Raw genomic sequence first — 12763 nt, 5'->3', positions numbered from 1 at the left:
GAAGCATGGATGCCGCTGATCGCGGCCCCTAGCCGCGCCCCAGCCCCAGCCGGTTGATCTTCCGGTGCAGCGTCGCCCGGCTCACCCCCAGAGCGGTAGCCGCGGCGGAGACGTTGCCGCCCGCCGACCCCAGCGCCCGGCGCACCACCGCGCGTTCGGCGTCTTCCAGGTCGGCCCCGCGATCGGGCGAGGGCATCCCGCGTTTGAGCTTGTCGTCGGTGAGGTCGAGGGCCTGGCGGGCGGCGCGGGTGGCGCCGATGACCACGTCGTCGGCGTCGACGGCCAGCATCGGGGTCGAGGCGCGGTCGGCGCGCACCTCGCCCAGCAGCACGATGCGCGCGCCGGGGAAGGCCTCGCGGAAAGCCTTGGACTCGATGCGGCGGGCGGCGTCGTTGACCACCGTCTCCATCAGCCCGGTCATGCCGTCGAGACCCGGCCGGCAGGACGAAACGTCGAGCGCCCCGGCCAATCTACCTTGCGGATCGAACAGCGGCGCGACCGTGCAGCTAAGGCCGATGTTGCGGGTGTGGAAGTGCTGGTCGCGGTGGATGGTCAGGGTGCGCTGTTCGGCCAGGCACGTGCCGATGCCGTTGGTGCCCTCGCGGGCCTCGCTCCATATCGCGCCGGGCCACAGGCCCCAGCGGTGGAACACCGGATCGTCGGCCGCCATGCCGCGCCGGTCGACCGGCACCCCGACGCTGTCGGTCAGCAGCACGCAGGCGCCCGAGGCGCCGACGGCCTGGAACAGGGCGTCCAGCGTGTCGGAGGCGGCCGCGCGCAGGGCGCCCATCCGCTCCTGGGCCTCGCCCAGCTCGCGCTGGGTCAGGGTGTCGGGGGCCTTGCGGTTTTCGGGATCGAGGCCGTGCAGGACGAGGCTGCGCCGCCAGGAGGCCGCCACCGGCGACAGGGCCGGACCCGCGCCGTCGAGCACGGCGAGCACGTCCCGGGCGTGGGCTGCGGCCATCGATGTCTCCTCCCCCGGCGTCTTCGTTGACGCCAGGAGGAGGACTTTGCGCGCGCGCGGCGCTCCCGTGCAAGCGCGCGAAGGTGGAGCGGGTGCGGCAGTAAGCGCGGCCACCCCAAACCGTTAGATCCCCGCGAAAGCGGGGATCCAAGCTGACGTTCGGGTTTGGGCGCGTTCAGCGCCAGCTTCCTCTAGCTCGGCTTGGGTCCCCGCCTTCGCGGGGATGCTCGAAGAAAAATAGCCGAACGACGAGGACGAAAGCCCTTACGCGGGCTGCGGCACCACGCGCAGATAGGGCTTCTGCTCGTCCCAGCCGCCCGGGAAGAGGGTCTTGGCCGTCTCGTTATCGACCGAGGGGACGATGATCACGTCGCCGCCCTGGGTCCAGTTGGCCGGGGTGGCGACCTTGTGGCCGTCGGTCAGCTGCAGGCTGTCGATGACCCGCAGGATCTCGTCGAAGTTCCGCCCGGTGGAGGCCGGATAGGTCAGGGTCAGGCGCAGCTTCTTGTTGGCGTCGATGATGTAGACGCTGCGGACGGTCAGGGTGTCCGAGGCGTTGGGATGGATCATGCCGTAGAGGTTCGACACCGAGCGGTCGGTGTCGGCGATCAGCGGGAAGTTCAGCTTCGCGCCTTGGGTTTCCTCGATGTCGGCCGCCCAGCCGCCGTGATTCTCCAGGCCGTCGACCGACAGGCCGATCACCTTGACGCCGCGCTTGTCGAATTCCGGCTTCAGCTTGGCCACCGTGCCGAGCTCGGTGGTGCAGACCGGGGTGAAGTCCTTGGGGTGCGAGAACAGCACCACCCACGAACCGGCCGCCCAGTCGTGGAACTGGATCGGGCCTTCGGTGGAGGCCTGGGTGAAGTCCGGAACGATGTCGCCGAGTTGCAGGCCCATGGCGGGCTCCCATGCTGAAATTTCGGGTCGGCTCCGCGCGCCATCGGGCGTAAAGCCGTGGCCGGACACTAGGCGCGGGTCCCCCGCCGCGCCGACCCAGGATTTCTTTCGGAGTTTCCAGCCATGCTGCTCGCCCTTTCGACCTGGCCCGAGATCGAAGCCTTCCTGACGCGGTCGAAGACGGTGGTGGTGCCGATCGGCTCCAACGAGCAGCACGGCCCCACGGGCCTCTTGGGCACCGACTGGCTGTGCCCCGAGATCATCGCCCACGAGGCCAGCAAGCGCTCGGACGAGGTGCTGGTGGCCCCGACCTTCAATGTCGGCATGGCCCAGCATCACCTGGCCTTCCCGGGCACCATCTTCCTGCGCCCCTCGACCTTCATGGCGGCGATCGGCGACTGGACGCGCTCGCTGGGCGCCCACGGCTTCGAGCGGATCTATTTCCTCAACGGCCACGGCGGCAACGTCGCCACCATCGAGGCGGCGTTCTCCGAGATCTACGCCGAGTACAGCTTCCGCAGGGAGCGCTGCCCCTTCGCCATGAAGCTGAAGAACTGGTGGGATCTGGACGGCGTCAACAGCCTGGCCATGCGCCAATTCCCCGTCGGCCACGGCAGCCACGCCACCCCGTCGGAGATCGCGGTGACCCAGTGGGGCTATCCCGACAGCATCAAGACGGCGGACTATGAGCCCAAGATCGCCCCCACCGGCCCGATCCGCGAGGCGCTGGACTTCCGCGCCCGCTACGCCGACGGCCGCATGGGCTCCGACCCCGCCCTGGCCACCCCCGAAAAGGGCGGCGAACTGGTCGAGCAGGCGGTCGTGTCGCTGATCCGTGACCTTGCGGCGTTCGGGTCCGAGGCGCGCCCGTAGGCGCCGTCATAAGATCCCTCTCTCTTTGAGAGAGGGAGGGGCCCGCCGCGCAGCGGTGGGAGGGTGAGAGGTTTCACCGTTTGCCGGGAAACCTCGACCCTAAGCCCCATCTTTGCTCGGCGTCTGTCCGCGCCACGTTCGGACGAGCTGTAACCTCTCACCCTCCCACGCCTCCGGCGTGGGCCCCTCCCTCTCTCTCAGAGAGAGGGGTCTTTAAATAACCCCGGCCCGCAGCAGATCGTGGACGTGCAGCACGCCCACGGGCTTGCCGGCCTCGACGACGAACAGCACGGTGATCCGGCGCTCGTTCATCACCTTCAGGGCCTCGGCGGCCAGGGCGCCCGAGGCGATCACCAGCGGGCTCCTGGTCATCACCTCGCCGGCGGCGTGGCCCATCAGGCCGTCCATGTGGCGGCGAAGGTCGCCGTCGGTGATCAGGCCGACGAGATCGCCGGCCGCGTCGGTCACGCCCACCGCGCCGAAACGTTTCTGGCTCATGACCAGCAGGGCCTCGCCCATCGGCGCGCTCTCGGCCACCAGCGGCAGTTCCTCGGCCCCGTGCATCAGGTCGGCCACGGTGCGCAGCACCGCCCCCAGCTTGCCGCCCGGGTGGAAGATGCGGAAGTCGCTGGCCGTGAAGCCGCGGCTTTCCAGCAGCGCCACGGCCAGGGCGTCGCCAAGAGCGATCTGCAGGGTGGTCGAGGTGGTCGGGGCGTTGACCTCCGCCGTGGCTTCCGGCGCATCCGGCAGCAGCAGCAGCACGTCGCCGGCCTTGCCCAGCTGGCTGGTGGCGACGGCGGTGACGGCGATCAGCGGGATCGAGAAGCGCTTGCAGTAGGTCAGGGTGTCGGCCAGTTCGCGGGCCTCGCCCGACTTCGACAGGGCCAGCACCACGTCGTCGGGACCGATCATGCCGAGGTCGCCGTGGCTGGCCTCGGCCGGGTGGACGAACATCGCCTGGCTGCCGGTCGAGGCCAGGGTGGCGGCGATCTTGCGCGCCACGTGGCCCGACTTGCCCATGCCGGTGCAGACGATGCGGCCCTTGGCGTCGTGCATCACCCGCACGGCCTGCGTGAAGGCCTCGCCCAGGCCGTCGGCCATCTGCGAAAGGGCCTGGGCCTCGATGCTCAGCACTCGGCGGCCCACGGCCACGGCGTCGGAAATCGTATCGGTCATGTGGTCAGAAACTCCGTGCGCTGCCCATACCAGCCCGCGCGCGGTTGAGCGAGGGCGCGCCGCTAGCCGAACAGGACCCAGGCCTCTTCCAGCAGATCCTGCCGCCAGTCCTCGGCGACCGCGCCCGCCCGGGCCGAGTCCAGACGGGCCTGAGCCCGGCGGCCTTCGTCGGACGGCATCGGGTCGATCGCTTCGAGCGCCGAGACCGCCTCGTGGGCGACCTCGAACCCGCCGGTGATCGCCAGCTCGACCAGCAGCCCGACATAGGGCGCGCAGTCGAGCATGCCCAGGGCGTGGACCAGCGTTCCCCTTTGCCGCGCGAGATCCGGCCGCCGGATCAGCCGCGCCAGCACCTCGGCCAGGCCTGGCGTCCCGGCGTCGGCCAGCTTCAGGGCCAGGGCGTTGCGCTCGACGGCGTCGGCGCAGGTTTCGAGGGCGTGGAGATCGGCGGCGGTCACGCCCCTCCGATAACCCAAAGCGCGGCGGGAGGAAATCAGGCCGCGCGGCGCCCGCCCGGACGTTCACCCGGACGCTGACCGGTCCGCTCGGCCCCGCCGGCGATCTTCAGCTCGCCCATGCGGTCGGCCAGGCGCGTGGCCTCGTTGGAAAGGGCGTGGCTGGCCGCCGTGGTCTCCTCCACCATGGCGGCGTTCTGCTGGGTGACCTGGTCCATCTGGTTCACGGTCGCATTGACCTCCGCCAACCCTTGCGCCTGGGTCTTGGCCGAGGCGGTGATCTCGCGCACCAGGGTGTCGATCTCCTCGACCTGGCCGGCGATGCCGCGCAGCACCTCGCCGGCGCGACCCACGTAAGAGACCCCCTGCCCGACCTCGGCCGCGCTGGCGGCGATCAGGGTCTTGATCTCCTTGGCGGCTTCGGCCGAGCGCTGGGCCAGGGCCCGCACCTCGGAGGCCACCACGGCGAAGCCGCGGCCGGCCTCGCCCGCGCGGGCGGCCTCGACCCCGGCGTTGAGGGCCAGAAGGTTGGTCTGGAAGGCGATCTCGTCGATCACCCCGATGATCCGGCCGATCTGGCTGGAGGACTGCTCGATGCCGGCCATGGCCCCGACGGCCTGGTCGACGACGTCGCCGCTGGCCTGGGCGGCCTGGCGGGCGCGGGCCACCACCTGGCGGGCGCGCTCGGCCCCGTCGGCGGCGGCGCGGACGGTGCTGGTGATCTCGTCGAGGGCCGCGGCTGTCTCTTCCAGGCTGGCGGCCTGGTGCTCGGTGCGGCGGGAGAGGTCGTCGGCGGCCTCGGTGATCTCGCGGGCGCCGCCCTGGATCATGGCCACCCCGTCCAGCGAGGCGGCGACCAGGCCGGCCAGCTTGTCCAGCGCGAGGTTGTAGTCCTGGCGCAGGGCCTCGTAGCCGGCCGGGAAGGCCTGGTCGATGCGCTGCGACAGATCGCCGACCGCCAGGCTCTGCAGGGCCGAGCCGAGAGCCTCGACCACCGCGCGCTGGGTGGCGTCGGCCTCGTCGCGACGGGCCTCGGCGGCCTTGCGCTCTTCTTCCAGCGCTTCACGAACATCGGCGGCCTCCAGCTCCTGCTGGCGGGCGACGACGGCGTCCTTGAAGGCGTGCAGGGCGGCGGTCATCTGGCCGATCTCGTCCTTGCGGGCGCTGCTGGGCAGCACCACGGTCAGGTCGCCCTGGGCCAGGCGGCGCAGGCAGCCGGTGATCGCCACCAGCGGCGCGATCAGCACCCGGCGGGCGGCGATGACCATGGCGGCGGCGAACAGGGCCGCCACGCCCAGCAGGGCGGCCATCAGCACCTGGCCAAGATCGCCCATGCGCTTGGCGGCGTCGGCGTCGGCCTGGGCGGCGACCTCGATCTTCTGCGACGCGTCCTCCATCGCCGTCTCCAGCGCCGAGAACTGCTTGTTGAACTCGGGCAACAGGGCGCGGGCGGCGGCGGGATCGCTCCCGGCCGCGCCGACCAGCTTGCGGGCGGTGGCGATATAGGCCGCCAGGGGCCCGGACACGTGGTCGAGCGCGGCCTGGGCGGCGGGGTCCTGGGCCAGGGACCGGCCTTGCTTGATGTCGGTCTCGAAGGCGCCGACGTGCTCGGCCAGATCGGCCTGGACCTGCTTGAGGTCGACGCCCAGCGACGGGTCGGTGGCCATGATCGCGCCGCTGGCGTCGCCGCGCAGGGCGTCGTGCATCATGTCGGCGTGCATGTGCAGCCGCAGCACCCGCGACGAGGCCGCCGAGCGGTCCAGCGCGTGCGACAGGCTGACGGCGACCCACAGGCCAGCGCCCGCCGCGGCCGCACACAGCAGCGCCGCCCCGACGCTGGCGCCCATGATCTTCTGACTCAGCGAAGCCATAGGCCCCTCCCCCGCGATCTCACGCGCAAGGATGCGGGGCGGGGTCTCTAACGGGCCTTAACCACGCCAGCGACCGATGGTCACGGACCGGAGGTTGCGGAGGTGGGTCAGGTTCCCGGCTTCGGCGCCCGCGCCGATTTCCCGCGACCCTGACCGGACGCTTCCCGTCTACTCACCGGCGACCAGCAGGGTGGGCAAGGGCGTCTGGCGCTCGCCCTTCTGGTTGCGCCGCGCGTAGAGGCTTTGATAGGCGCGTCTCTGTTTCGAGACCTCGTAGAGGACGATGCCCGAACTGGTGCCGATGTTCAGGCTCTCGATCATGCCGAACATCGGAATGCTGACGCACATCTCGCTTCGCTCGACGGCCCTCTCGCTGATCCCCGTCGTCTCGCTGCCGAACCAGACGGCAAGCTTGGGATGGACCGTGTAGTCGCCCTCGTCGAGGAAGACGCTCGCCTTGCCCTTCACGTGCGGCGAGGTGACGATCGACTTGAAATTCGCCTCTTCAAGGTGATCGAAGCAATCGTCGGTGCTGTCGAAGCGCTTCACGAAGGTCCACTTCACGGCGGAAGCCGAGACCTTCGAATGGGCTCTGTCGCCACGCAAATCCTGCCAATCGTCGGAAAGGGCGCGTCGCGGATCGACGACATAGACCTTCTCGACGCCAAAGGCGTTCACGTTGCGGATCACCGTCCCGATGTTCTTTACATCAGTAGGATTTTCGATGACCGCGATGACGTTCTTGCAGCGGAATGGCTTGATCGCGTTCGCCCGTACGCGGACCGATCTTTTCGATTGAGCTACCTCTTCCATCTCAACCTTCTACATCGCCGCCGCATCCGACTTCCAGCCCTTCGCCGTAGCCGAGCTTAGCCGGGGGCTCTGTCGGTATCGATGGGGTTTCTGACTTGGAAGAGGGGTCTCAGGCTTCCCTACCGCGGAATCTCCGCCATCTTCACCAGGGCCACCTGGCGGTAGACGGCGGCGACGTCGAAGTAGCGGCCGAAGGCGGCGTGGAACTGGTCGACGGCCTGCTTCACGCCGGGGCCGCCGATCTCGCTGATGTCGTGCCAGTAGTCGTCGAGCACCATCATGCCGCCCACCTCCAGCAGGCTGGCGCAGCAGCACAGGTCGATCATCACCGCCAGGGCCGTGTGGCTGCCGTCGACATAGATCAGGTCGAACTTCTGGTCGGCCTCGAGCATCTTGGGCAGCTCGTAGGTCGAGAAGCCCTTGTGGGTGTGGACCTTGCCGAAGGTGGTGCGCGCCATGTTGCGGTGAAAGCGCGGCTCGACGGCGTGGTACTTCTCTTCCGGGTTCAGGTTCTCGTCGAACCAGGGATCGATCACCGTCACCTCGAGGCGATCGGGGAACATCCAGTCCATGAAGGCGAGGTTGCGGCCCTCGTAGGCGCCGATCTCCATGTAGCGGACCTTCGGCCCGGCGGCCGGGCGCTTGTCCATGAAGTCGCGCAGCAGCGGGGCCACGAACGGGATGTTGTTGGCGGCCCAGGCCGAGGTGAACTCGAAGCCCTTGGCCTCGGAATAGGCGGCGAACTGGCCGGCGCTGTCGTGGTCGCGGGTCTTGGCCAGCATGGTGCGGGCCAGTTGCGAGGCGAAGCGCGGATTGATCTTGCCCAGGGAGCGCAGCTTGGCGCCGGCCCCGCGCGCGTCGACGGCGTCGGTCAGTTCGGCGTCGAAAGCGGGATTAGATCCGTCGGCCATGGCCCTGACTCCTCTTTGGGTGGAGAGAGCCTTACCGACCATCGGTTAAGGAAGGGTCAGGCGATCAGGAGTCAGGCCGCGACCACCTGCCCGCCCTCGACCCGCACGGACCAGACGGTGAGGCTCTTGCCGCCGCAGGGGCCGGCCACGCAGGCGCCGTCGGCGATGCGGAACAGGGCCGCGTGGCCGCCGCACAGGATCAGGTCGTTCTCGCGGGTCAGGAACCGGCCGCTGATCCCGGCCAGCGGCCAGCCGGCGTGCGGGCAGCTGTCGACATAGGCGAAGACCCCGCCGTCCTTGCGGACGACGAAGCCGGCGAACATCGCCTCGCCCTCGCGATAGCGAAAGCCCGCCGCGCCCGGCTCGGGGATGTCGGCCAGGGCGCAGATCGCCTGGCCGGGCGCTGGGCGGGCGGGGTTGTCGCTCATCGTTCAGGGTCGGGGGATCAGAACGAACCGATGGCAAGGCGCCAGGGGCGGACCTCGACGCTCTCGAACACGCCGGCGGCGGTGAACGGGTCGTTGTCGGCCTGGGCCTGGGCGGCGGCCTTGTCCTCGACCTCGACGACGATGATCGAGCCGATCGGATTGCCGTCGTCGTCCAGCAGGGCCCCGGCGGCCTTCAGACCCGTCGAGGCGTTCAGGTAGTCCAGGTGCTTGGGGCGCACGGCCAGGCGGGTCTCGAGAGCGCCGGGCTTGTCCTTGCAGACGATGGCGTAGAGCGGCATGGGCGGTTCCTTGTTGAAGTCAGTGAGCGAGGCCGTCCTAAAGGATCCTCCCCCTCTGGGGGAGGTGTCGGCGAAGCCGACGGAGGGGGGTGTGGCTGATGAGACGGCCAGCGCCTCGAAAGCTGAAACCGCCCCCCCCTCCGGCGCTACGCGCCACCTCCCCCAGAGGGGGAGGATCTTGTCACCCTTACCCCTCCGCCTTCAGCGGGCGGGAGAGCAGGCCGAGGATGGCGCTGTCGACATCGACCTCGCCGGCCAGGATGGCGGCGACGGCTTCGCAGATCGGGGTCTCGACGCCGAGTTTTTGAGCCAGGGCGCGGACGGCCGGGGCCGAGGCGACGCCTTCGGCGACGCTGACCTTGCCGGCCAGGGCCTGTTCCAGGGTCTGGCCCTGGCCCAGCGCAAGGCCCACCGTCATGTTGCGCGACTGGCTGGACGAGCAGGTGAGCACCAGGTCGCCCAGGCCGCAGAGGCCGGCGACGGTCTCGGCCTTGCCGCCCAGGGCCAGGGCCAGGCGGGTGAGCTCGGCGAAGCCGCGGGTGATCAGGGCGGCGTGGGCGTTGCGGCCCAGGCCCTTGCCCTCGGAGATGCCGCAGGCGATGGCTAGGACGTTCTTCACCGCCCCGCCGGCCTCGGCCCCGATCACGTCGGCGGCCCAGTAGGGGCGGAAGGTCGGGATGGCGATGGCCTCGACGATCGCCTTGCCCAGGGCCTCGTCCTCGCAGGCCAGGGTGGCGGCGGCGGGCAGGCCGCGCGCGACCTCGCCGGCGAAGCTGGGACCCGACAGCACGGCGATGGCCACGCCCGGCAGGGTCTCGGCCGCCACGTCGGTCATCAGCTTCAGCGAGCCCTGCTCGACGCCCTTGGAGCACAGCACCACCGGAACGCCCGGCTTCAGGTGCGGCTTCAGGGCGGCCATGGCCGAGCGCAGGTGCTGAGCCGGCGGCACGGCCAGGATCAGGTCGCACTCGGCCAGGGCGGCCATGTCGGAAACGGCGGTGATCGCCGGCTCCAGCGCGACGCCCGCCAGGAACATCGTGTTCTCGCGCTTGTCGGCGATCGAGGCGACGACCTCCGGCTCGCGGGCCTGCAACGTGACTTGAAGGCCGGCGCGCGCCGCGACCTGGGCCAGGGCCGTGCCCCACGCCCCGGCGCCGACGACGCCCGCCTGCTTGAAGCTCATGCCTTGGCTCCCTTTCGACCGAAACTGTTGCTCGGATTGGATAACGCCGCCGCCTCGTCGAGGGGCCAGCGAGGACGCGCGACGGCGTCCAGATCATCGGAAATGCCGGCCGCCAGACGCTCGGCCCCGGCCAGGGCGATCATGGCGGCGTTGTCGGTGCAATAGGCCAGCGGCGGGGCATCGAACGTAAAGCCGTTGTCCTCGCAGACCTTCAGCAGGGCCGCGCGGACCGCGCCGTTGGCGGCCACCCCGCCGGCCACGACGAAGCGGCGCTCGCCGGCCGCGTGACCTTCGGCATAGAGCTTCATGGCCCGGTCGGTGCGTTCGGAAAGCTGGCGGGCGATGGCGAACTGCACGGCGGCCGCCAGGTCGGCGCGTTCCTTGTCGGTGGTCAGGGTCACGGCGATGCGGGCGGCGGCGGTCTTCAGGCCCGAGAACGAGAAGTCGCAGTCCTTGCGGCCCAGCAGAGCGCGCGGCAGCTCGTACTTGCTGGCGTCACCGGTCTTGGCCAGCTTCTCCAGGGCCGGACCGCCCGGATAGGGCAGACCCAGGCTCTTGGCGATCTTGTCGAAGGCCTCGCCGGCCGCGTCGTCGATGGTGGTGCCCAGGCGCTTGCAGGCGCCGACGCCGCCGACCTCCAGCAGCTGGCAGTGCCCGCCGGAGACCAGCAGCAGCAGGAACGGATAGGCCACCTCCGCGCCCAGCCGGGCAGAGACCGCGTGACCCTCCAGATGATTGACCGCCACCAGCGGCAGGTCGCGGGCCAGGGCCACCGCCTTGCCGAAGGCCAGGCCGACCATCACCCCGCCCACGAGGCCGGGACCGGCCGTGGCCGCCACACCGTCCAGGGCGTCGTAGCCGATCCCGGCCGCGCGCATCGCTTCGGCCGCGACGCTGTCGATGACTTCCACATGGGCGCGGGCGGCGATCTCGGGCACCACCCCGCCGAACGGGGCGTGCTGCTCGAACTGGGTGCCGACGATCGAGGACAGCACCTCCACGCGGCCGTCGGCGTCCCGGCGCACGACGGACGCGGCGGTCTCGTCGCAGCTGGTCTCCAGCCCGAGGATGGTGAGACCCTTGTCCAGGCCCGAGTTCGTAAGGGTTGTCATTCGGTTGCGGGGTTCCCGCCGCTCCTGTAGCAGCGAAGGCAGTTGTTTCGCTCAGCAGGTAACGTCCAGACCGTGTCCCGGCAACCCATCCGCATCGGCGCGCGCGGCTCCAAGCTGTCGCTGGCCCAGTCCGGCCACATGCAGGCGCGGATCGCCCGAGCCCTCGGCGCCCCCGACGCCGCCGGTCCGGAAGAGATCGCCACCTACGCCCAGCTGATCCCGATCGTCACCAGCGGCGACCGCATCCAGGACCGCCGGCTGATGGAGATCGGCGGCAAGGGCCTGTTCACCAAGGAGATCGAGGAGGCCCTGCTCGACGGCCGCATCGACTGCGCGGTGCATTCGCTGAAGGACATGCCGGCCGTGCTGCCGCCGGGCCTCGTGCTGGCCGCGACGCCGGAACGGGAAGACGTCCGCGACGCCTTCATCAGCCACAAGGCCCAGCGGCTGGAAGACCTTCCCCACGGCGCGCGCCTGGGCACCGCCAGCTTGCGTCGCCAGGCCCAGGCCCTGCACGTGCGGCCCGACCTCGACATCGTCATGCTGCGCGGCAATGTCGACACCCGCCTGGCCAAGCTGGAGCGCGGCGAGGCCGACGCCATCCTGCTGGCCCAGTCGGGTCTGAACCGCCTGGGCCTGGGCCACATCCCGCAGAGCTGGCTCGACCCGGTCGCCGCGCCTCCCGCCCCCGGCCAGGGCGCCCTGGCCATCGAGAGCCGGGCCGAAGACGCCGGCCTGCCCTGGCTGCAGGCCATCGCCTGCCGCGCCACCACCCTGGCCGTCGCCGCCGAGCGCGGCGCGCTCTACGCCCTGGAAGGCTCGTGCCGCACGGCCGTCGGCGCTCACGCCCGCCTGGATGGGGCCAAGCTCCACCTGATCGTCGAGGCCCTCAGCCCCGACGGCGTGATCCGCATCCGCCACGAGGGCGAAATCACGCTCGCCGGCGCCGACGACGAGGGCCAGGCCCGGGCGCTAGGCCTGGAGCTGGGCGCGGTCGTCAAGGCCGAGGGCGGCGACGCCATCATCGCGCCGAGCGAATGACGACGGGCGCGCCCCGCGTCTGGATCACCCGCGCCCGCCCCGGCGCCGAGGCCACCGCCGCGCGCCTTTCGGCCCTGGGCTTCGAACCCTTGATCGAACCGCTGCTGGAGGTCCGCGACCTGCCGTGGACGGCCGATCTCGCGGGCGTCGGCGCCCTGGCCTTCACCAGCCGCAACGGCGTCGCCGCCTTCGCCCGCGCCAGCGGAGAGCGGGGCCTGCCGGTGTTCGCGGTCGGCGAGGCCACGGCCGAGGTCGCCGCCGAGGCCGGCTTCACCCGCATCGAATCGGCCCAGGGCGACGTCGCCGACCTCGCCGCCCTGATCGCCGAGCGCCGCCCGGCCGGCGCCGTGCTGCATCCCGCCGCCGCCGAACCGGCCGGCGACCTCGTCTCGCCCCTGGTCCGCGCCGGGATCGAGGCGCGATCGGTCGCCGTCTACGAGACGGTCGAGCGCGCCCCGAACGCCGCGACGCTGGACGCCCTCGACGACCTGGCCGCCGTGCTGCTCCATTCGCCCAAGGCCGCGCGGGCCCTGGCGGCGGTGCTGGAAGCCCGCCCCGCCCCGGCCCTGCGCGCGCTGTGCCTGTCGCCCGCCGTGGCCGCGGCGCTGGCCGGCCTTGTCGCCGACGGACGGCTGGGCGCTGTGGCCGCCGCGCCGCGCCCCCGCGAAACAGCGTTGTTCGACCTGCTCGTCCCTTAAGGCGAAGTTGCACGCAAACCGCGCGTGGGGCACGAATGGACC

The 12763-nt window shown here is 70.9% G+C and carries 14 protein-coding genes; 3 read left to right on the top strand and 11 right to left on the bottom strand.

The genetic code is table 11. The annotated features are described in order from the left end of the window. Positions 1-28 precede the first annotated feature (28 nt). Both AC07NG_RS09990 and AC07NG_RS09985 read right to left on the bottom strand, forming a co-directional pair. Positions 29-964 (bottom strand): GAF domain-containing protein, encoded by a 936-nt coding sequence (locus AC07NG_RS09990; protein WP_494593696.1) that lies wholly within the window; start codon positions 962-964, stop codon positions 29-31. Positions 965-1228: 264 nt separating this feature from the next. Further along, complete coding sequence (locus tag AC07NG_RS09985) at positions 1229-1861, bottom strand: peroxiredoxin (protein WP_492856749.1); 633 nt, start codon at positions 1859-1861, stop codon at positions 1229-1231. Positions 1862-1984: 123 nt separating this feature from the next. Here AC07NG_RS09985 and AC07NG_RS09980 point away from each other — a divergent pair, with 123 nt between their 5' ends. Continuing rightward, the gene (locus tag AC07NG_RS09980; RefSeq protein ID WP_492856748.1) at positions 1985-2734 is read left to right on the top strand and encodes a creatininase family protein; all 750 of its coding nucleotides are present in this window, start codon (positions 1985-1987) and stop codon (positions 2732-2734) included. A gap of 213 nt (positions 2735-2947) precedes the next feature. Here the strand turns inward: AC07NG_RS09980 and AC07NG_RS09975 are convergent, their stop codons facing one another. From AC07NG_RS09975 to tsaD, 9 genes are all read right to left on the bottom strand, one after another. After that, on the bottom strand, positions 2948-3910 hold the full coding sequence (locus AC07NG_RS09975; protein ID WP_492856747.1) for a KpsF/GutQ family sugar-phosphate isomerase: 963 nt from the start codon (positions 3908-3910) through the stop codon (positions 2948-2950). A gap of 62 nt (positions 3911-3972) precedes the next feature. After that, on the bottom strand, positions 3973-4368 hold the full coding sequence (locus tag AC07NG_RS09970) for a hypothetical protein (protein ID WP_492856746.1): 396 nt from the start codon (positions 4366-4368) through the stop codon (positions 3973-3975). A 35-nt stretch (positions 4369-4403) separates the two neighbouring features. Continuing rightward, positions 4404-6236, bottom strand: coding sequence for a methyl-accepting chemotaxis protein (locus tag AC07NG_RS09965; protein ID WP_494593693.1), 1833 nt, complete (start codon positions 6234-6236; stop codon positions 4404-4406). A gap of 168 nt (positions 6237-6404) precedes the next feature. Beyond that, positions 6405-7049, bottom strand: a complete 645-nt coding sequence (locus tag AC07NG_RS09960; protein ID WP_494593691.1) for a TrmH family RNA methyltransferase — start codon at positions 7047-7049, stop codon at positions 6405-6407. A gap of 119 nt (positions 7050-7168) precedes the next feature. Continuing rightward, entirely contained in the window at positions 7169-7960 is a 792-nt protein-coding gene (locus AC07NG_RS09955) for a class I SAM-dependent methyltransferase (RefSeq protein WP_494593689.1), read from the bottom strand. A gap of 71 nt (positions 7961-8031) precedes the next feature. Continuing rightward, the gene (locus tag AC07NG_RS09950) at positions 8032-8388 is read right to left on the bottom strand and encodes a Rieske (2Fe-2S) protein (protein WP_494593687.1); all 357 of its coding nucleotides are present in this window, start codon (positions 8386-8388) and stop codon (positions 8032-8034) included. Positions 8389-8405: 17 nt separating this feature from the next. Continuing rightward, positions 8406-8687 carry a YciI family protein gene (locus tag AC07NG_RS09945; RefSeq protein ID WP_110118036.1) on the bottom strand — a complete coding sequence of 94 codons (282 nt, stop codon included), beginning with the start codon at positions 8685-8687 and terminating at the stop codon, positions 8406-8408. Between the two features lie 187 nt (positions 8688-8874). Beyond that, complete coding sequence (locus AC07NG_RS09940; RefSeq protein WP_494593685.1) at positions 8875-9870, bottom strand: NAD(P)H-dependent glycerol-3-phosphate dehydrogenase; 996 nt, start codon at positions 9868-9870, stop codon at positions 8875-8877. Beyond that, positions 9867-10982: a tRNA (adenosine(37)-N6)-threonylcarbamoyltransferase complex transferase subunit TsaD gene (gene tsaD / locus AC07NG_RS09935; protein ID WP_494593683.1), complete on the bottom strand. Its 1116-nt coding sequence runs from the start codon at positions 10980-10982 to the stop codon at positions 9867-9869. The genes AC07NG_RS09940 and tsaD overlap by 4 nt, the downstream gene beginning before the upstream one ends. 72 nt (positions 10983-11054) lie before the next feature. Here tsaD and hemC point away from each other — a divergent pair, with 72 nt between their 5' ends. Together hemC and AC07NG_RS09925 are read left to right on the top strand one after the other, a co-directional pair. Beyond that, the gene (gene hemC / locus AC07NG_RS09930) at positions 11055-12023 is read left to right on the top strand and encodes a hydroxymethylbilane synthase (protein WP_494593681.1); all 969 of its coding nucleotides are present in this window, start codon (positions 11055-11057) and stop codon (positions 12021-12023) included. Next, entirely contained in the window at positions 12020-12721 is a 702-nt protein-coding gene (locus AC07NG_RS09925) for a uroporphyrinogen-III synthase (RefSeq protein ID WP_494593679.1), read from the top strand. The genes hemC and AC07NG_RS09925 overlap by 4 nt, the downstream gene beginning before the upstream one ends. The last annotated feature ends 42 nt before the right edge of the window (positions 12722-12763 follow it).

The organism is Caulobacter sp. GW821-FHT10C03 (genome assembly GCF_059415485.1).
The sequence above is the reverse complement of the archived record's forward strand: the minus strand, read 5'-3'. Positions and strand labels throughout refer to the sequence as shown.